19 protein-coding genes and 1 pseudogene are annotated in these 17,876 nt (G+C 50.1%); 9 read left to right on the forward strand and 11 right to left on the reverse strand.

The genetic code is table 11. The features are described from left to right. Positions 1-44 precede the first annotated feature (44 nt). The 5 genes from argF to IPG80_RS17085 form a co-directional block, all read right to left on the reverse strand. A complete protein-coding gene (argF, locus tag IPG80_RS17065) occupies positions 45-971 on the reverse strand; it encodes an ornithine carbamoyltransferase (protein ID WP_345109327.1) in 927 nt (308 codons plus the stop codon). A gap of 81 nt (positions 972-1,052) precedes the next feature. Then, the gene (locus IPG80_RS17070) at positions 1,053-1,955 is read right to left on the reverse strand and encodes an MBL fold metallo-hydrolase (RefSeq protein WP_345109330.1); all 903 of its coding nucleotides are present in this window, start codon (positions 1,953-1,955) and stop codon (positions 1,053-1,055) included. Beyond that, complete coding sequence (locus IPG80_RS17075) at positions 1,922-3,241, reverse strand: DUF58 domain-containing protein (protein ID WP_345109333.1); 1,320 nt, start codon at positions 3,239-3,241, stop codon at positions 1,922-1,924. The genes IPG80_RS17070 and IPG80_RS17075 overlap by 34 nt, the downstream gene beginning before the upstream one ends. 2 nt (positions 3,242-3,243) lie before the next feature. Beyond that, positions 3,244-4,209: a MoxR family ATPase gene (locus IPG80_RS17080; RefSeq protein WP_345109336.1), complete on the reverse strand. Its 966-nt coding sequence runs from the start codon at positions 4,207-4,209 to the stop codon at positions 3,244-3,246. 114 nt (positions 4,210-4,323) lie between these two features. Next, positions 4,324-6,765, reverse strand: a complete 2,442-nt coding sequence (locus IPG80_RS17085) for a sodium-translocating pyrophosphatase (RefSeq protein ID WP_345109339.1) — start codon at positions 6,763-6,765, stop codon at positions 4,324-4,326. Positions 6,766-6,959: 194 nt separating this feature from the next. Here IPG80_RS17085 and IPG80_RS17090 point away from each other — a divergent pair, with 194 nt between their 5' ends. Then, complete coding sequence (locus IPG80_RS17090) at positions 6,960-7,358, forward strand: iron-sulfur cluster assembly accessory protein (RefSeq protein ID WP_345109341.1); 399 nt, start codon at positions 6,960-6,962, stop codon at positions 7,356-7,358. Between the two features lie 74 nt (positions 7,359-7,432). On the opposite strand, the gene IPG80_RS17095 is transcribed toward IPG80_RS17090, so the two are convergent. After that, positions 7,433-8,053 carry a hypothetical protein gene (locus IPG80_RS17095; RefSeq protein ID WP_345109344.1) on the reverse strand — a complete coding sequence of 207 codons (621 nt, stop codon included), beginning with the start codon at positions 8,051-8,053 and terminating at the stop codon, positions 7,433-7,435. Between the two features lie 2 nt (positions 8,054-8,055). Next, positions 8,056-8,667 (reverse strand): SH3 domain-containing protein, encoded by a 612-nt coding sequence (locus IPG80_RS17100; RefSeq protein WP_345109346.1) that lies wholly within the window; start codon positions 8,665-8,667, stop codon positions 8,056-8,058. A 49-nt stretch (positions 8,668-8,716) separates the two neighbouring features. Here IPG80_RS17100 and IPG80_RS17105 point away from each other — a divergent pair, with 49 nt between their 5' ends. Genes IPG80_RS17105 through IPG80_RS17120 form a run of 4 tightly spaced genes read left to right on the forward strand, consistent with a single transcriptional unit; the run spans position 8,717 to position 13,035 of the window. Further along, positions 8,717-9,304, forward strand: a complete 588-nt coding sequence (locus IPG80_RS17105) for a zinc ribbon domain-containing protein (protein WP_345109349.1) — start codon at positions 8,717-8,719, stop codon at positions 9,302-9,304. Positions 9,305-9,314: 10 nt separating this feature from the next. Further along, complete coding sequence (locus tag IPG80_RS17110) at positions 9,315-10,136, forward strand: FHA domain-containing protein (RefSeq protein ID WP_345109352.1); 822 nt, start codon at positions 9,315-9,317, stop codon at positions 10,134-10,136. Next, positions 10,133-10,618, forward strand: coding sequence for an FHA domain-containing protein (locus IPG80_RS17115; RefSeq protein ID WP_345109354.1), 486 nt, complete (start codon positions 10,133-10,135; stop codon positions 10,616-10,618). Before IPG80_RS17110 ends, IPG80_RS17115 begins: the two co-directional genes overlap by 4 nt. Further along, positions 10,615-13,035: an FtsW/RodA/SpoVE family cell cycle protein gene (locus IPG80_RS17120; protein WP_345109355.1), complete on the forward strand. Its 2,421-nt coding sequence runs from the start codon at positions 10,615-10,617 to the stop codon at positions 13,033-13,035. Before IPG80_RS17115 ends, IPG80_RS17120 begins: the two co-directional genes overlap by 4 nt. Before the next feature lie 265 nt (positions 13,036-13,300). Here the strand turns inward: IPG80_RS17120 and IPG80_RS17125 are convergent. The 4 genes and pseudogenes from IPG80_RS17125 to IPG80_RS17140 all read right to left on the reverse strand — a co-directional run. Further along, a pseudogene (locus IPG80_RS17125) lies at positions 13,301-13,498 on the reverse strand (ferredoxin family protein); the annotation flags it as partial. Between the two features lie 131 nt (positions 13,499-13,629). Next, complete coding sequence (locus IPG80_RS17130; RefSeq protein WP_345109358.1) at positions 13,630-14,235, reverse strand: superoxide dismutase; 606 nt, start codon at positions 14,233-14,235, stop codon at positions 13,630-13,632. 122 nt (positions 14,236-14,357) lie between these two features. Further along, positions 14,358-14,834: a hypothetical protein gene (locus IPG80_RS17135; protein ID WP_345109360.1), complete on the reverse strand. Its 477-nt coding sequence runs from the start codon at positions 14,832-14,834 to the stop codon at positions 14,358-14,360. A 170-nt stretch (positions 14,835-15,004) separates the two neighbouring features. After that, a complete protein-coding gene (locus IPG80_RS17140) occupies positions 15,005-15,238 on the reverse strand; it encodes a hypothetical protein (RefSeq protein WP_345109363.1) in 234 nt (77 codons plus the stop codon). Between the two features lie 133 nt (positions 15,239-15,371). On the opposite strand from IPG80_RS17140, the gene IPG80_RS17145 reads away from it, so the two are divergent. Genes IPG80_RS17145 through IPG80_RS17160 form a run of 4 tightly spaced genes read left to right on the forward strand, consistent with a single transcriptional unit; the run spans position 15,372 to position 17,814 of the window. Further along, positions 15,372-16,295 (forward strand): DMT family transporter, encoded by a 924-nt coding sequence (locus IPG80_RS17145; protein ID WP_345109365.1) that lies wholly within the window; start codon positions 15,372-15,374, stop codon positions 16,293-16,295. An 11-nt stretch (positions 16,296-16,306) separates the two neighbouring features. Beyond that, positions 16,307-16,795, forward strand: a complete 489-nt coding sequence (locus IPG80_RS17150; RefSeq protein WP_345109368.1) for a gluconokinase — start codon at positions 16,307-16,309, stop codon at positions 16,793-16,795. Further along, the gene (locus IPG80_RS17155) at positions 16,792-17,271 is read left to right on the forward strand and encodes a YbaK/EbsC family protein (RefSeq protein WP_345109369.1); all 480 of its coding nucleotides are present in this window, start codon (positions 16,792-16,794) and stop codon (positions 17,269-17,271) included. The genes IPG80_RS17150 and IPG80_RS17155 overlap by 4 nt, the downstream gene beginning before the upstream one ends. A gap of 21 nt (positions 17,272-17,292) precedes the next feature. After that, positions 17,293-17,814 carry a cupin domain-containing protein gene (locus IPG80_RS17160; RefSeq protein ID WP_345109371.1) on the forward strand — a complete coding sequence of 174 codons (522 nt, stop codon included), beginning with the start codon at positions 17,293-17,295 and terminating at the stop codon, positions 17,812-17,814. Positions 17,815-17,876: the final 62 nt, after the last annotated feature.

Below are 17,876 nucleotides of genomic sequence, written 5' to 3' on the forward strand. Positions count from 1 at the left end.
AAATTTAGTTATGGCAATACCCGCCGGTCGGGTACTGATTTTGATTAATCTACATCGAACAAACGCGCCAGGATCGCTTTCTGGGCATGCAAGCGGTTATGAGCCTGCTGGAAGATCACCGAATGCGGACCATCCGCCACTTCATCGGTCAATTCCTGGTTACGATGGGCGGGCAAACAATGCATAACGATCACATCCTTGTCGGCTTCGCTCACCAATTTTGAGTTAACTTGATAGGGAGGGAATATTTTTCCGCGCTGGGCAGTTTCTTCTTCCTGCCCCATGCTGGTCCAGGTATCGGTGTAAATGACGTTCGCATTCTTCACCGCCTCATGTGGGTCACGTACAAAGGATAATTTACTACCACTCATTTGAGCGATCCCTTGCGCGATCTCAATTGCCTGTCGGTTCACATCATAACCTTCAGGAGTAGCTACGGTCACATTCCAGCCCAGCAACGCGGATACATGCATAAGTGACACCGTAACATTATTGCCGTCGCCGACATAACTGATATTCAACCCCTTCGACTTCTTGCCGAATGTTTCAATGATGGTCAACGCATCCGCCATTCCCTGGCAAGGGTGGTTGTAATCGCTTAATCCATTGATCACGGGAATGTCCGACCATTGCGCCAACTCAACCACATGCGAGTGTTCGAATGTACGCGCCATCAACCCCTGAACAAACCCGGAGAGAACTCGCGCCACATCCGCAATCGATTCGCGTGTACCCAGCCCGATCTCACTTGGCGAAAGATACAAAGCATCGCCCCCGCAATGCCGCATCGCCATATCAAAAGATACACGCGTACGCAAACTGGGTTTCTGGAAGACCATCCCCAGCACTTTCCCTTTAAAGATGGGCTTGTTGCCCTTCTTGAAATATTGCTTCTTCAACTTGATCGCGAGATCAAGCATGTCTTTGATCTCATCCGCGGAATAATCAGAAATCGCTATAAAATCCTTCATCTTTTGCTCCTTGATGAGGGAAGTATAACGTTATTAGCCTTTTTTGGCATGTTTCATGCATCACGCAATCAGCATGACAAATTACGCACTACGGGCTTTTTTCCAGTATCGCATCAACCCATCGGCGCTCATCGCCACCGGGTTCGAAAGGGAATACGCCCGCACAGTATCGTCGCTCAAGTTCTCAGCGCGGCTTTCCTCCTCCATCCACAGCGTGAATTCTTCGCGTAATTCTTCGATCGATGGGTCGCGCACCATGACCGTTTCAAGCCACTGCTCCATCCCAGCCAGGGTGGTATCCAGCTTATCCAAATGCCAGTGCACATCATCATAGATCCCAAAATGCGTGGGGGCAATGCGTGAAAACTTCAAAGCCTTCAATCGCGCCAGGCTTTCACGCCAGCGCCCAAAATGCAGTTCCGGGGGTGGCATGGGCGCGCGCAGATACATGTATCCTGGAATACGAACCCCGCCCACATCCCCACTAAAACAGATATCTTCAAATAAATAGGAATAATGATGTTCAGCATGTCCAGGTGTGTTAACTGGCAAAAAACGTAAACTGCCGATGACGATCTCTTCCGCATCATTCGGGGTTTTGAGCTGCTCCTGCGCTACTGGCAAAAACTCACCCCAAAGTGTATCCATCCTATCGCCATAAATGCGGGTGGCGCTGGCTATAAGCTTCTCAGGGTTTAACAAATGTGGCGCGCCAATTGGATGGACATAGATCTCAGCGCCCTGCCGTGAAAGCCAACCCGCCGCCCCGGCGTGATCAAGATGAATGTGTGTAAGCAGGACGTGAGTCACATCACGAGTAGACAAACCCTCCTTCGCCAAACCAGCCTCGAGTGTAGAAAGAGTCGAGCCGGGTCCGCTTTCGATCAAGACCACTGCATCCCCCTGTTGGATCAAATACGAAGCAATGGCTTGTGTCTTATTTTGAAAGTTCAGATCGATAGTGACAATTCGGGTGTTTGCCATTGGCGCAATTCCTGAAGTTTGAAGTTGGATGAAATTTCCGAAAGTGCCTGGGGTAGGTCATCTTCACAAGCGATCGGGATCACAGGTACGCGCCGGTCTTTTAATGCAGATATCAAGACGTCTGTGCCTGTGGGTCCGCCAAACGTGTTCACGTCCAACAAAACAACGATCGGCGAAAGATAACGCAGCTGCAAGTCATCGACAGCTTGAAGCAGGGTGGGGCGCGTCGTTGGAGTAATAAGTATAACGCTTGAGCCCTGCGGCAGAAGGGCGGCTTGGGTAGATACCAGCCCCGCCAACGATAGTGTACCATCCGCTTTAACGAACGCCAGAGTCTCCAAGATCTTCGCTTCCTGCCTTTCACTGCGTTCGGCTGGAAGTACGTTGTAGGTTTGTCCGGCGCTGGCAAAACCCACAGCACGCCGTTGATTGAGAAAATAATGTGCAAGCGAAGCTGCAATGCTGACGGAATATTCAAGTGTTGAAGGCGGCAAGTCGATCTTGGGACGCTTTCTCAGCAACATATCATAGAACGGGATTTCCTGCTGTTTATGCCGCTGTTGATAGTGAATGTTCTGCTGCAGATCCAGATAGATCCAGAGTTCCGCCTGGGGGTCCTGTTCAAATTCCTTCACCATTAAACGATTTCGCCGCGCACTGGATGGCCAGTGAATGCGCTTCATCGCATCCCCATGAACGTACTCCCGAACCCCGGCGGCATGCGGGGTAACGTCTGGTGATTTTTTTCGGATCACCTGCCCGCCCGTCAACACACCCTGCGGGGTTGGAAAAGAACGGATCTCATGGATCATAGGGAAAACGATCAAGGTATCTTTGGATTGAAATTCCCTGCTTGAAGTAAATAAGCCAAATGGGTCACCAACCGTAATTCGGGTAGGTCCTAATTGAAAACTTCCGCGGCGCGTCAACCAAGTGCGTGCTGTGTAATTCCTTCTTTGTTTCCCCATCAATAAAGTGAATAAACGCGACCCCGCGGCAAAAGGAATTGTCGAGTGATTCAAAATCTCCACCCACGGCATGGGCAGTCTTCCCCGATTTGAGATGCGGTAACTTTCTTCCAGTACATCACCTACGTTGGCGCGCAACTCACGCGAAGACCTCTCAAAAACGACCCCACGAATCACCCAGCGCGTCCACGCCCATGAAAAAAGGACCAGGAAAGCACTGCTATACAGAAAGCGGGAATAGATCGTGGCTCCGCTAACCAGAACCCCGATCCCACCGACAACGAAAAGCAAGGCGACAAGGATGCGCCCAGCCTTCATGGTTAATTATCCTTTGCAGTTACTTCAAATGATCCGCCGGGAACCGGTGTGGAGAGAACGATCTCATTCACGATCCGATCCGAGCTGACATCACGCAAGCGGGCAGCAGCACTGACGATAATACGATGTGCCAATACAGCCACAGCCAGCGCCTTAACATCGTCCGGCAAAACATGATCACGCCCATGTAAGGCAGCTCGAGCCTGCCCTGCCCTGGCAAGGAAGAGGCTTCCACGCGGGCTTGCTCCGAGGTATACATCCTGACTCTGGCGGGTACGGGTACTCAACTCTACAATATATTTCTTGACCGCATTGGAAATATAAACACCCCGCACAGCTTCGCTCATCGCCAACACCTCATCACTCGAAGCAACCGAAGTGAGCGCTTCGATCGGATGCTGCATTTTTTGATCATCCATAATGCGGATCTCTTCGGAGGCGCTGGGATACCCCAGGCGCATACGCAGCATGAAACGATCTAATTGCGCTTCAGGAAGTGGAAATGTTCCCTCATATTCGATTGGGTTTTGTGTGGCAAGTACGATATAAGGCTTTGGCATTGGGTGTGTAACCCCATCCACGGTCACTTGTCTTTCTTCCATCGCCTCCAATAATGCCGCCTGGGTCTTCGGTGTAGCACGGTTGATCTCATCAGCCAGGACAACCTGCCCAATGATCGGACCGGGTCGAAATTCAAACTGATTCTTTTGCTGGTTGTAAATCGAAACACCGGTCACGTCACTTGGGAGCATATCCGGCGTGAATTGAATTCTGTTGAACACGCAATCCAGTGACCGCGCAAGGCTCCGCGCCAGCATTGTTTTTCCCACCCCTGGCACATCTTCGATTAGGACATGTCCCTGGCACAGCAAACCGATCACAACCAGTTCCAGTGATTGCCTTTTCCCAACGATCACCTTTTCAAGGCTATCCACCAAACGCTCACCAAATGCTTTTACATCCGCCATTCGATATTATTCCTTTCAGGAAAGTTAAGCAGATTCTATCACGCGCACTATAATGCATATAAAGAAAAAATCCCGTTCCAATACTTTGGAACGGGATTTTCAATTCAATAACTACTACTTTTTAGTGGTCTTTTTCTTGGCTGCAGTAGTTCTGGTGGAGGATTTCTTTGCAGGTACAGCAACTTCTGCTGTCATCGACTGAGCCGGAGCTTTAGAACGCATTACAGCCCATACCAGCAAACCAAGTAAGGCAAAAGCAATCGTCCAAACCACTACCAAAGCACCGCCTGTTACACCTTGATACTGCACCACGATCGGGGCAATAATGACCGCAACGAGGTTCACAACCTTAATCATCGGGTTGAGAGCAGGTCCAGCAGTATCCTTGAAGGGATCGCCAACGGTGTCACCCACAACGCCAGCCTTGTGACGCTCAGAACCCTTGCCAAGGTTTCTGGCAGGATCCTTGGGTTCATCTTCAATCAACTTCTTGGCATTATCCCAAGCGCCGCCGGAGTTGTTGAGGAACACAGCCAACAACTGACCAGAGACGATGATACCCGCAAGGAAGCCGCCGAGAGCCTCCACGCCTAACATTAAACCGACAACAATCGGAGTAACGATACCGAGCAAGGCGAGAGAAACCAATTCCTTCTGCGCCGCGGTCGTGGAGATACTGACTGCCTGAGCATAATCGGGCTTGACTTTGCCTTCCAACACGCCCAGCTTGAACTGACGACGGACTTCCAACACAATCAGGGAAGCAGCGCGGGTTACAGCTTGAATGGCAAAGGATGAGAACAGCCATGGCAGAGCGCCACCGATAAGCATACCCACGAAAATCTGCGGGACATCGACACGAATGCCGACTTCGGTGATGAACTTCTCAAAAGGAGCAATATTGCCGAGGGCAAGTGCCGCATCATTCGCAACTTTTTGCGCGCGTTCCACATCCACAAGGAAAGAACCGAACAACGAGACTGCCGCAATCACTGCAGAACCAATGGCAACACCTTTGGTGATAGCTTTGGTCGTATTACCGACCGCATCAAGGTCAGCCATGATCTGCTGCGCGTCTTTCGTCGCCTTATCCGTTTTGCCAGACCAGGACATTTCACCAATGCCGTTAGCATTGTCTGCGATCGGACCAAAGGAATCCATGGCGACATTATTTCCGGTGAGAGTCAACATACCAATACCAGTCATAGCAACGCCATAAAGGATGAAAGTGGCTCTAAGAGTGCCATCAGTTCCGGGGATGGTACCGAAAATAAAGATGGAGGCAATGATAGTCATCGCAATGACGAGCACCGACCAAACCGAAGATTCGAAACCAACGGTGATACCGTTCAAGATCAACGTAGCGGGACCCGTATCAGCAGATTTTTTGATGTCATTCACAGGCGCTGCATGCGTACCGGTGAAGTATTCGGTCAGGCGATCGATCAAAATGGCAAGCACCACGCCCACACCTACAGCCGTCGGCATACGCCACCAACCACCATACTCAACCATGGTGTTATTCATATAGAGGAAACCTGCAATGAAGAACAACACAGCTGAAACCAAGGCAGAGGTCAAGAAGCCGCTGAAAATGGCGTTCATCGCATCTTCGCTCTTGCCGGTCTTGCCCGCTTTAACGAAGTAAGTACCAATGATTGAAGAAAGCACACCAATACCGCGAACCATCAAGGGGAAGATAATCCACTCGAGGCGGTCTGTGGCGTGCCAGAGAGCCAAACCGAGGATCAAGCCGGAGACGATGGTCACTTCATAGGATTCAAAGATATCCGCCGCCATACCTGCACAATCACCGACATTATCACCGACGAGGTCCGCGATCACAGCCGGGTTGCGTGGATCATCCTCAGGGATGCCAGCTTCCACTTTACCGACCAAGTCAGCACCGACATCAGCAGCCTTGGTGAAAATACCACCACCCACACGCATGAACAATGCAAGGAGGGTACCGCCGAAGCCGAAGCCGAGTAGCGCATCTGGAGCAGCGATACCAAGAATAATAAAGATGATGGTGCCGCCGAGCAGACCGAGTCCATCGGTGAGCATACCGGTGATGGTGCCGGCGCGATAGGCAATGCGAAGCGCGTCACCAAACGACTTCTTGGAAGCCGCAGCCACACGTACATTCCCTTCGATCGCCATGCGCATACCAATTTGTCCCACCGTCAGCGAAAAGCCGGCGCCCATGACAAACGCAAGAGCGCGCGCAATACCGATGATGAGTTTGATCTGGCTGTCAGCCATGCCACTGAAGCGTTCTTGAGCTTCAGGGGAAGGCGGAACCACATAAACGGAAAGGAACAGAGCGACGGTAAGAACGACGATCAGAGGCAGGATGGATTTAAGTTGCTTCTGCAAATAAGCATTGGCGCCATCCTTGATCGCTCCCCAAACTTCCTGCATTTTTTCCGTTCCTTTGTCTTCACGTAAGATTTGGGAACGCAAAAAAACCGCATATCCGAGACCAAGCCAAGCAACGGCAAAAACGGCCCAGATTGCGATCTGTTCAACACTGGTTAAGTCCATAGTGAACATGAAAGGGTACTCCTCCTAGAGTGATGAAAAAATAAAGGCTATTGCCTTTTAAGCAAAGGGATTTTACAGTCGCAAAGGGTTTGTGTCAAGAAAATGAGTACGGATTAATATTCAACACTGAAAAAGTTGACAGACCCCTTTAAACCTGATAACATTCATCGAAATTACCATTAAATGTAATCGAGGAGAAAAACATGCTCCAGGAAATTAATACCCAAGTCTTTACTCTTACCCCCGCTGCAAGTGAAGCAGTCAAGAACATTTTGAACGAACGTAAACTTGAAGGCTATGCCCTCCGTGTATATGTGGCAGGCGGCGGCTGTTGCGGCGTCAACTTTGGTATGGCGCTTGATAACAACTTCCGTGATGTGGATACCACCTTCGATGCAAACGGCGTAAAAGTCGTTGTAGACGAAGTCTCCATTGATTACCTGCGTAACGCCACTGTCGATTTTGTGAATGACCCTGTTCGCGGCGCTGGTTTCGCTGTGGATAGCCCGAATGCGAAAAGTGAAGGTTCATCCTGCGCTTGCGGATCCGGCGGCGGAGAAAGTTCCTGCGGATGCGGCGGCTCTTGTAGTTGCAACAACTAAAACCAAAATTATTTATAAATAAAAAAATGGACAGGTGCTTTCACCTGTCCATTTTTTTATTTATTTCGGAAACTCTATCGACCGCGCAAGAACGAGATCAAAGTTCCAAATGCACCAATAAAACCAAGTCCCATGATCGCCAAACCAACCGGGATGCGGTTGGCGGAACCTGTATCAGGCAGGAAAGTAGGGACGACAAGTTGAGGTGGCGGGGTAAAAGTAGGCAGACGCGTTGGTGTTACAGGGTCAATGAATGCTGCAACCAAAGTGGGATTAATAGTTGGAGTGGAAGCTGGTGTAGGCGTACTCGGCGCTGGTACACGGGGAAGGCGTCCGGTTTTGATAATGGTTACATAAGGACCATAGACCCAGGCAGCCGAACCAGGAACCCCTGGATAATAAACTTGAATCCAATTCTGGTCATCCGAAATGCCGATCGCGGGAACTTCCTGTCCTAGCAATAACACACCAACTGAAGGGTACAAATAAGTACTCGGACCTGAATATACATTGACGATCTCAAGATCGAGATTGACCCGGACGATCATCCCTGTGGGCGTGCCTGTTACTGTGGCAATTGAGCCCGTCGGTTGCTGGGCAACCACCGGATATTTTACGGGTGTGTAAAAAACAACCCAGCTTCCCAAGCCTACTAGAAGAAAAAAGGCGAATAAACGTTTACCAGGTCCAAACATTTTCATTTTCGTCGTCGAATCAGAGAGAGCAGAAAGCCGATTACACCCAGGATTGTGAGGACAATAATGATGGAAGCCCAAGGAACACCAACCGTAATAGCATCTGGTTGCTCAAAATCAAAACCTGCCAGTGTTGGTGCAGGAGTAAAGGTCGGCAGGCGCGTATTTGTTGGAACAATCACAAACTGAGCAGCAAGGGTCGGGTCGATGGTAGAAGTGGCGGGGGGCACCGGCGTTGGCGGCGCTTCAACAACTTGAAGGTTGCCTGGTGGAGATACCTGAACCAATGGGGAATATACCCAGCCTTTCCCACCCGGCGCAGACGGGAATTCGATCTGAACCCAATCCCCGCCCTGAGACCTGCCAAGGGCGGGTGCAGAGGAGCCAGTTAATAGGAAGCCTACTACCGGGTAAACCGTGGAACTGGGTCCCATGCGAACGTTGATCTGCGGCTCATTTGTCACCACGGTGATAAAAAGACCGGTCGCGGCGGCAGGAGTCTCCGTCGGTTGTTGAGCCAGGACATCGGTCGATGAAGAGGCGAATGGAATCCCAAGTACGATCAGCAGGATGGCGAGCGTCAGTGTGAGTGGTTGAAACTTATAGGGTGTCATTTCGTAATATTCTTAAAGGAGAATCGCAAAGGCGATTATAATCGAGTTCATGGAGCGAAAAATCTTTCACGGGAACATCAAGCCGGTGGATGTTGCACAGGCATTACTGGCTGAGTTCAATCAGGGCAATATGCGCGCACAAACCCTGGGGCAAAGTGACCGGATCGTGGTGCAGGTTGGCACCCGCCCCGATGCGATGTCTGGCGGTCACACCGCCATGACCATCACCATTCAGTCGCTCGAAGAGGGGATTATGGTGGAGCTCGGGCAACAAGCCTGGCTTGGTGTAGCTGCCAGCCTGGGCGTGAGCGCCCTTGCAGCCCTAAAGAATCCCTTCAGCCTTTTAGGGCGGCTCGATGACATTGCACAAGATATCGAAAACCTGCAGATCAGTGAACGGGTTTGGAGCATAATCTCGAAGACGGCTCATGCCGCAGGAGCTTCTGCTGAGCTTTCTGAAAATCTAAAACGGACAACCTGTGCGTATTGCCATGTTGCCAATCGAGTAGGTGATCCCTCCTGCGTTGCCTGTGGCGCTCCGCTAGGAATGGTACAACCCAGTACCTGCCGTCATTGCGGATTCGTATTAAGACCCGGGGAGAAAATCTGCCCAAACTGCAAGAAGCCCCAGTTTTAGAAAACTCAAGATGAATTTACATGAAATTGAAACCCGCTTACAAACTCTTATTGAAGTAGACCTGTTAAAGGTGCTTCCAGGCAAGCACGTAGAAGACTTAATCGTTCAAAAACTGGCTACTGCGATCCAACAAAATAGTGTTGTAAATGGCGGCGCAACCACCATCCCCGATGTCTACAAACTCCTCATGCACCCTGAGACCGCAAAGAACTGGGCAGATGAGGGATTACTTACAGTTATCTTGCATTCGATCACGACTTTGGCGTTGGAAGCGGGGTTTAAGTTTACAATAGCCCCTACAGTAACCGTCTCACAGGATGAGCATGTTCGTATCAACGATGTTGAAATTTTTACTTCTCACCGGATAGAAACCATGGCAGAAACAAATGCAACCCCACTGGACACCGGCAGCCTAGACCCTGCCATTGAAATGATGCCCGAAAATTCCTTCTTGATCGTGGAAGGAGTTAAAATATTTCCTCTTAATATCCCGGTCGTTAACATTGGACGCAGGCTGGATAATCAACTAATCATTGACGACCCACGGGTTTCCCGCAACCACGCTCAATTACGCGCCATTAAAGGGCGCTTCGTGGTATTCGACCTAAACTCCACAGGCGGAACCTTTGTTAATGGGCAACGGACAAGCCAAAGTGTGCTCTACCCAGGAGATGTCATTTCACTGGCTGGCGTGGCACTTATTTTCGGGCAAGACAGTCCACCTCCACGCCCGGACCTGAAGGATACAGCCCCTTTCAAACATCAGGCACCTGATAGACCGACTGCCGTATTGAAAAAAGACCACTCCACGGCAAACTTTAAAAAGAAATGAGCGGGTCTGTCGTTCTTGTGCTGCGAGTCGCCACGGCGCTTACATTGTATGGATTCCTTGGCTGGGCGCTTGTATTCTTTTATCGTGAAATTCAACGACAGGGAATCAACCTGACAAGCCGACGCGTGCCTGGAATCAGCATCACGGTTAGATCAGCAGGAACACAAAGCACCATGCGGTATTTCAGCCAGGCAGAAATCAGCATTGGGCGCGACCCCGGCTGTGATATTCCCATTTTCGACGAAACCATCTCCGCGCGTCATGCACAATTGACTTATCATCATAATCAATGGTGGCTCGAAGACCTCACATCTACAAATGGAACGAGACTCAATGCAGCCCGCATCACCACCCCGACGGTAATCACCTCTGGGGATGAGATCCAATGTGGGGGAACGAATTTATCTATTAGCCTCTCTGAAAACGTGATAATCGAACCCACACAACGGCTTGGAAAGCGCACTCCACCCAACACCCCATGAATAATCAAGTGCAGAGCCGCCTCCTCCAATGGGCGGCAATTTTCCTCTTCCTACAATCCATTGTGCTCACTCTTGCCCCGGCAGTGCGGGAGCGGACTTGGGATGTAGATTACAGGCTGGCACATTGGATCGGCTTTCTTTTATGGTCAGCCTTCACGTTTCTTGCGCATCGCGCCCTGACCCGTTACCTGCCCGAACACGACCCATATCTTTTCCCCGCTGCAGCCTTACTTAGCGGCTGGGGTCTATTAACGGTCTGGCGGCTGGATGAAAGCTTCGGCATCCGTCAATCCATTTGGCTCGGGTTGAGCTTGCTGACCCTGATCGTGTTAGCCCGGTTCGTAAGAAAACTTTCTTTTTTTAAAAATTATAAATATATCTTCTTGAGCAGTGGATTGCTTATCACGGCACTGACACTCATCTTCGGCACCAATCCTTTGGGGGTGGGTCCGCGTTTATGGCTTGGGTTTGGAGGCGTTTACTTTCAACCTTCTGAACCTTTGAAGATTTTGCTTGTCATATATCTCGCGGCATATCTTGCTGAACGGGTCAACATCCGTCTATCGGCAGTACCGCTGTTAATTCCAACCATCGTTGTGACTGGTGTTGCATTGTTGTTACTGGTCGTACAGCGTGACCTTGGCACAGCATCCATATTCTTTTTCATTTACACCATATTTCTATTCCTCGCATCCAGCAAACGCCGCATCCTGATCGGGACCAGTCTTTTCCTCTTAAGCGCCCTTCTGATCGGCTACTTCATGATAGATATCATTCACATCCGTGTGGTGGGCTGGCTCAATCCATGGGACGACCCAACTGGTAACTCATATCAGATCATTCAATCGCTATTGGCTGTAGCAAATGGCGGCATTTTTGGCAGGGGAATGGGAATTGGAAGTCCATTGCTTGTACCAGTCGCCATATCCGATTTTATTTTTGCAGCAGTCGCCGAAGAAAGTGGTCTTATTGGGACGATCGGTATGATCGGGCTCATTTGGTTGATCCTTGCCCGAGGATTGATCATTGCCTTGCGTGCCCCCGATAATTTTCGGAGGTACCTGGCAGCGGGAGTGGTAACCTATCTTGGAGTACAAAGCCTGCTTATCATTGGTGGTAATTTGCGCTTGCTGCCACTCACCGGTGTGACTCTGCCTTTTGTTTCCTACGGCGGATCATCCTTGCTCACTTCATTTATTGCCTTGTATTTCCTACTTTCCATCAGCAATGTAGAAGATGATGAACCCGCCCCCCTGCCAAACCCAGTCCCTTATACCATTCTGGCAGGCATTTTTGCGCTAGGGCTTGCCGCCTGTGCCTTAACTGGTGCATGGTGGGCACTTGTCCGCAGTGAAGACTTACTCGTGCGAACCGACAACGCCCGACGCGCGATTGCTGATCGTTATGTATTACGAGGCGAGGTAGTCGATAAAAACAATCAAATCATTAACATGACAACTGGCGAGAGTGGCACGTACATTCGAAAGTATTTGTATCCCGACCTTGCACCAATAATTGGCTATACGCATCAAGTTTATGGACAAGCCGGGCTCGAAGCCAGCCTGGACGACTATCTGCGCGGCACACAGGGGAACCCCATGAGCTTGATCCTTTGGAATCAACTGCTTTACGGAACGCCTCCCCCCGGACTGGATGTGCGTTTGAGCATAGATCTAAACCTGCAAATGACAGCGGACCAATTGCTTGGCAACCATCGCGGCGCGATCATTCTAATGAATGCGGAAACCGGAGAGATCCTCGTCATGGCATCTCATCCTGAATATGACCCAAATAATCTGGACGAAGAAGGCGATACACTCTCCCAAGCAGAGGACTCTCCTCTTCTTAACCGCGCCACACAAGGAATGTATCCAGTTGGAGATGTATTTCAACCATTGATACAGGCATACTTTGGCGAAGAGACCCCGTCACAAAATGAATTGCTTAATTTTTATGAAACACTGGGCTTTTTCCGCCTGCCACGCATTGCAATGCCGGTTGCGGAAATTTTCCCCACTACAGAATTGGACGATGTGCGGGCAAGCCCATTACAGGTGACGTTGGTAACAGCAGCGTTAAGCGAACAAGGGATCAGTCCTGCGCCAAGGATCGCTACAGCTGTGAATACACTTGAGCAGGGATGGGTGGTATTGCCAGCGTTGGAAGAGCCTCGAGACGTGATCCCAGCCGGGGCGGCGGAAGAGGCGACGCAGTCCTTTGTCGAAGAAGGCAATGCATACTGGAGTCACACAGGTAGGGGAAGTATCAGCAAGACGACTGTCACCTGGTTGATCGCTGGCACCCCACCCGATTGGCAAGGCGCACCCCTTGCCATGGTAGTTGCTTTAGAAGAAAACAATCCACTTCTTGCGAAACATATCAGCGAATCTCTTTTCAAGGCCGTGTTGAGTCGATAACAAAAAAGCCAGTCTAATGTAGACTGGCTTTTTTGTTACATTTAAGTTACTAGCTACCGGAGTCGTTGTCTTTCGCGCCGTAGCCAGGACCGCTCTTGAAGAATTCATAGTTAAGCGCGGTATCAGGCGTGAGGTCCACCGACTCACCAGCATCGAGCTGACGAGTGGTTTCAAGGACGACAGCTTTGCCGTGATGATTGGTGGCTTCGTAATGACCAGTGAGACCGGTGCGGTTGATGTACTCGCCGCCCTTGGCGGTGTACGCTGCAGGAACTTCATCTTCGGGGAAGATCGCCGCGAAGGGGCATTCCGGAACACAAGCGCCGCAGTCAATGCAGGTGTCAGGGTCGATGTAGACCATGGGGAAACCATCGGCAGGGTTGCCGGGAACGATACATTCGACAGGGCAAACTTCGATGCATCCACGATCGCGAACACAGAGGCTGGTAATAATATGAGTCATTTTTATTCTCCTTTTAGGGATTATTGGTAAGCCAATAGAACGTATTATATCTTTGTTTATCTGCATGGCAAGGTAGGAATAAAAAAACCCCGTGCGGTTGCACGGGGCAGAGTAGAGTATTTTTGTGGGAATTATTTGCCAGCAAATTTTGCCGAGACAGCTTCCCAGTTAATCACGTTGTAGAAGGCAGTGATGTAATCAGGGCGGCGATTTTGATAATTGAGATAATAGGCATGTTCCCAAACATCGATACCAAGGATGGGGGTCAAGCCATCGGACAAGGGAGTATCCTGATTGGCAGTAGAGACGACAGCCAAACCGCTGCCTTTCTTGACCAACCAAGCCCAACCGGATCCGAAGCGGGTCGTGGCGGCTTTGGTAAACTCATCCTTGAAAGCGTCGAACGAATTGAATGAGGCATCGATTGCCTTGGCAAGATCGCCCTTGGGTGCGCCGCCAGCTTTGGGTCCCATAATTTCCCAAAACAGGTTGTGATTGTAAGTACCGCCACCATGATTGCGGACAACCATGCGTACTCCCTCAGGAATTGCATTCAGATCGCTAAGCAGAGCTTCGAGGGACTTGCCCTGAAGTTCAGGGGTCTTTTCCACAGCGCCGTTCAAATTGGTAATGTAAGTCTGATGGTGCTTGGTGTGGTGGATTTCCATTGTGCGCGCATCGATATGAGGTTCGAGAGCGTCGTATGCATATGCAAGTTTGGGAAGTTCAAAAGCCATGAGATTTCTCCTTCAAGTGAGTTGATTTAAATAATTAGGACTACGAAAATGATTTTATCCCACCTCATAGCAGGACGCAAGAATAATCGAATTTTTATACAAAAATCTAATATATTCATTCTTCAGGGTATGGGGGGGCCAACTGCCTGTACATGCGCTGAAGTTACCAAAATGGTATTGCAACCCGCATCTGTCATATATCCCATGAATGTGCCATCCGGTTGATAAGCATCGATCCGCAATATCTCACGCCCGACCACACGGACCTCATCCCATTTGCCGATCTTCGTCAATTCATTGAAAACCTCATCAGATGCAGGCAAAATATGCAGAAGATTAAGAGAGCCTTTTGGTGAGCGGGTATCAGAACGGTAGAAAAACTTGTGCCCCATCACAACCACCGCCACATGTTGGCGAGACGAAAAATCTCCTGTAGTGATTAAGATATCGTGCGACATGAAAGGTGCCGCAAAGTCATACCAAAGGGAAACATGCCGGACGACTCCAGTAAAGGTAGTGTTGCGGTCATACTCAAAGACAACATCCCAGTAGCGCCCATCTTCAGCGGTAATGCGAGTGGCTCCATGTGAAAATGTCAATTTCTCGAAAGGCGGTCTGCCAGAAATATCCACCCCGCAGGCAGAAAGAAAAAAACATAAAATAACAAGGATTAGAAAAAACTTTTTCGATAAATCATCGTGCCATCATAACGCCTAAGTAGAAACATGGTACTGCCTGTTATAGACAGCACCATGTTTCTACCCAATTTTTATTTCTTATCGCCGAGTAAACCGCCGAGCAAGCCAGCTGCATCGTCAAGCCCGATGCCGTCGCTCAAGTCAACATTCCCAGAGAGGATGGCATCCAATTTATTTCCGATGTTTGGGGGCAGTTTCTTTTCAACGAAATCAAGAACGACTTCGACAGCTTGAAGAGCCTGGGCGTCGGTAATCTTGACCTTCTTGGAAACCAGTGCAGCAATTTCATGTTTGATGTCAGACATTTTATGTTCTCCTTTTTTATGATAATCTGAATTTAGCACACCTTAGAATGAAGTGCAAGTTCAAAATCATAGTTCCAAAAAATACGATAAACTCCCGCGAATTTTTGAGGTTTCGAGTACACTCGGCAACATTATGGATTCACGTACCCGTCTCCTCCTCCCCATTGCTTTGATCGTTGCAACTTTGGCTGTTTCCACCTCCAGTATTTTTATCCGTTTCGCACAGGCGGGAGGCGCGCCTTCGCTGGTAATCGCTGCGCTGCGAGTGACCTTTGCCACCTTGATGATCGCGCCCGTTGCGTTGACCCGTCACATGGATGAGATCAAACGCTTCACGCGGACCGAGTTTTTGCTCGGTGTTGCCTCGGGCATTTTCCTCGCCGCTCACTTTGCCACATGGATCACTTCACTTGAATACACCAGTGTTGCCAGCTCCGTCGTCTTCGTAGGGACGGGTCCGTTGTGGGTGGCGCTGCTTTCGCCGATGCTGCTGAAAGAGCACATCTCGCGGACAACCATCATCGGCTTGGGACTCGCCGTGATCGGCGGAATTATCATCGGGTTGGCAGATGCCTGCACATGGAACCACGGGCTTGTCTGCCCGGCGCTGAACGATATCTTGAAGGGACGCGCCATGTGGGGCAACTTCCTTGCCTTGGCTGGAGCCTGGGCTGTGACGGGGTATCTCATCATCGGCAGAAAATTGCGCGCTGAGACTTCGCTCGTGCCCTATATCTTTTTGGTATACGGTATGTGCGCCATTGCGTTGATCCTTTTTCTATTCGCAACCGGAAACACTCCTTTTGGTTATGACGCAAAGACCTATGGCTGGATCTTCCTCTTGGCGGCGATTCCGCAGTTGATCGGGCACAGCACCTATAACTGGGCATTGAAATATCTAACTGCCGCCATGGTGGCTGTGACAGTTTTAGGCGAGCCGATCGGTTCTGCTACTCTTGCATATTTCCTGCTCAATGAAACGCCTTCGCTGATGACAATCTTTGGCGGGGTGTTCATTTTGATCGGGATATTTCTTTCCAGCAAAGGTTCCTCGTAAGGAGAGAGTTTATGGCGCAGGTGATCGTTGTGATGGGCGTTTCAGGCTCAGGGAAGACGACGGTTGGTGCCAGGCTGGCGCAAGAACTGGGTTGGTCGTTTTACGATGCCGATGATTTCCATTCGGAAGCGAATCGGGAAAAGATGGCGCAAGGCATTCCGTTGAACGATGCCGACCGGGCAGAATGGCTTAAGTCGTTGCAAGCGCTTATTCAAAAGCATGTAGAAGAAGGTACTTCTTGTGTACTGGCTTGCTCGGCATTGAAGCAACGCTATCGCGACACCTTGGCGGTGAATGAAAAGGTCCGGTTTGCGTATCTGCGCGGATCGTTTGAACAGATCGAAACAAGAATGAAGCTCCGCAAAGATCACTATATGCCGGTAGAATTATTGAAAAGTCAATTCGAGGCGTTGGAAGAACCGCGAGACGCGGTCATCGTTGATATTTCACATTCGCCCGATGAGATCATCCAAATCATTCGCAAAGGAACAAACGCATGAAACTGCCTGCTCATCTTCATCTTGATCAACACAATATTCCATATGAAGCTAAAAGTTTTTCGCCAGAAACCGAAAAAGGTGCGGCAAATGTTGCCAACGTTTTGGGGTTCCCTGAACGACAGGCGGTAAAAACGCTGGTCTTTCAGGTGGTGGATACGGGCGAGTGCGTGCTAGTGATGCTGGGCGGCGACCAAAATGCGGTTTCGGGTAATTTGAAGAAAGCCATTGGTTCGCGCAATATTCAGATGGCGCCGCCTGAGCGTGTGAAAGAAGTGACGGGATACATCATCGGTTCGATCCCCGCCTTTGGCTGGCAGCCCGAAGGATTTCGTTCCTTCCTCGAAGCGACTCTGATGGACGAGCCCATGCTTGGAACCGGTGCCGGACAATGGGGCGAGGAGATCATGATCACGCCAGAGAATTTGGTGAAGGCAAGCGGTGCGACGGTGGTGAATTTGACGGTGAAGGTCAATTGATAATTAATTAGTGGCGGTGTGATGGATTCAGAGATTCGGGATTTGATCGAGCATTTCAAGTTGGAGGCGTTGCCGGTAGAGGGGACGCTTTTTGTGAGCACATATCGTTCAGGAGATATGCCGGACGGAAAGCCGTTTGGGACGGGCATGATCGGGATGTATTGCCATGAACCGCGCAGTGTGTCTTGCTTTCACAAGTTGACCATTGATGAGATGTGGCATTTTTACGGTGGTGAACCGCTGCGCTTGATTTTGCTTTACCCCGATGGGTCCAGCCGCGATGTGATCTTAGGCAGTGAACCGTTGAAGGGTCAACTTGTGCAATTTGTGATCCCAGCTGGAGTATGGCAGGCAGGTCATTGTGTGGAGGGCGGAAAGTATTCTCTATTTGGCTGTACGCTTGCCCCCGGTTTTACAGGCGATATCTTCACGGGCGGCACCCAACCAGAGTTGTTGAAGCTGTACCCAGAACGCAAAAAAGATATTTTGGAATATGGCTTGACGGGCGGAGAAACAGCAATGCCGGATGGGTTTGCGAACTGAGGGTAAACCTCGGTTTCGGATCAGTGAGATAAAAATAAAACGCCTCGTACGAGGCGTTTTAT

The sequence above is a fragment of the Candidatus Villigracilis vicinus genome, assembly GCF_016702885.1.
GTDB classification, from domain to species: domain Bacteria; phylum Chloroflexota; class Anaerolineae; order Anaerolineales; family Villigracilaceae; genus Villigracilis; species Villigracilis vicinus.

Excerpts from the sequence above, each read along its gene's own strand:
- argF (WP_345109327.1), bottom strand. The coding sequence starts at position 971 with ATGAAGGATTTTATAGCGATTTCTGATTATTCCGCGGATGAGATCAAA.
- IPG80_RS17070 (WP_345109330.1), bottom strand. The coding sequence starts at position 1,955 with ATGGCAAACACCCGAATTGTCACTATCGATCTGAACTTTCAAAATAAG.
- IPG80_RS17075 (WP_345109333.1), bottom strand. The coding sequence starts at position 3,241 with ATGAAGGCTGGGCGCATCCTTGTCGCCTTGCTTTTCGTTGTCGGTGGG.
- IPG80_RS17080 (WP_345109336.1), bottom strand. The coding sequence starts at position 4,209 with ATGGCGGATGTAAAAGCATTTGGTGAGCGTTTGGTGGATAGCCTTGAA.
- IPG80_RS17085 (WP_345109339.1), bottom strand. The coding sequence starts at position 6,765 with ATGTTCACTATGGACTTAACCAGTGTTGAACAGATCGCAATCTGGGCC.
- IPG80_RS17090 (WP_345109341.1), top strand. The coding sequence starts at position 6,960 with ATGCTCCAGGAAATTAATACCCAAGTCTTTACTCTTACCCCCGCTGCA.
- IPG80_RS17095 (WP_345109344.1), bottom strand. The coding sequence starts at position 8,053 with ATGTTTGGACCTGGTAAACGTTTATTCGCCTTTTTTCTTCTAGTAGGC.
- IPG80_RS17100 (WP_345109346.1), bottom strand. The coding sequence starts at position 8,667 with ATGACACCCTATAAGTTTCAACCACTCACACTGACGCTCGCCATCCTG.
- IPG80_RS17105 (WP_345109349.1), top strand. The coding sequence starts at position 8,717 with ATGGAGCGAAAAATCTTTCACGGGAACATCAAGCCGGTGGATGTTGCA.
- IPG80_RS17110 (WP_345109352.1), top strand. The coding sequence starts at position 9,315 with ATGAATTTACATGAAATTGAAACCCGCTTACAAACTCTTATTGAAGTA.
- IPG80_RS17115 (WP_345109354.1), top strand. The coding sequence starts at position 10,133 with ATGAGCGGGTCTGTCGTTCTTGTGCTGCGAGTCGCCACGGCGCTTACA.
- IPG80_RS17120 (WP_345109355.1), top strand. The coding sequence starts at position 10,615 with ATGAATAATCAAGTGCAGAGCCGCCTCCTCCAATGGGCGGCAATTTTC.
- IPG80_RS17130 (WP_345109358.1), bottom strand. The coding sequence starts at position 14,235 with ATGGCTTTTGAACTTCCCAAACTTGCATATGCATACGACGCTCTCGAA.
- IPG80_RS17140 (WP_345109363.1), bottom strand. The coding sequence starts at position 15,238 with ATGTCTGACATCAAACATGAAATTGCTGCACTGGTTTCCAAGAAGGTC.
- IPG80_RS17145 (WP_345109365.1), top strand. The coding sequence starts at position 15,372 with ATGGATTCACGTACCCGTCTCCTCCTCCCCATTGCTTTGATCGTTGCA.
- IPG80_RS17150 (WP_345109368.1), top strand. The coding sequence starts at position 16,307 with ATGGCGCAGGTGATCGTTGTGATGGGCGTTTCAGGCTCAGGGAAGACG.
- IPG80_RS17155 (WP_345109369.1), top strand. The coding sequence starts at position 16,792 with ATGAAACTGCCTGCTCATCTTCATCTTGATCAACACAATATTCCATAT.
- IPG80_RS17160 (WP_345109371.1), top strand. The coding sequence starts at position 17,293 with ATGGATTCAGAGATTCGGGATTTGATCGAGCATTTCAAGTTGGAGGCG.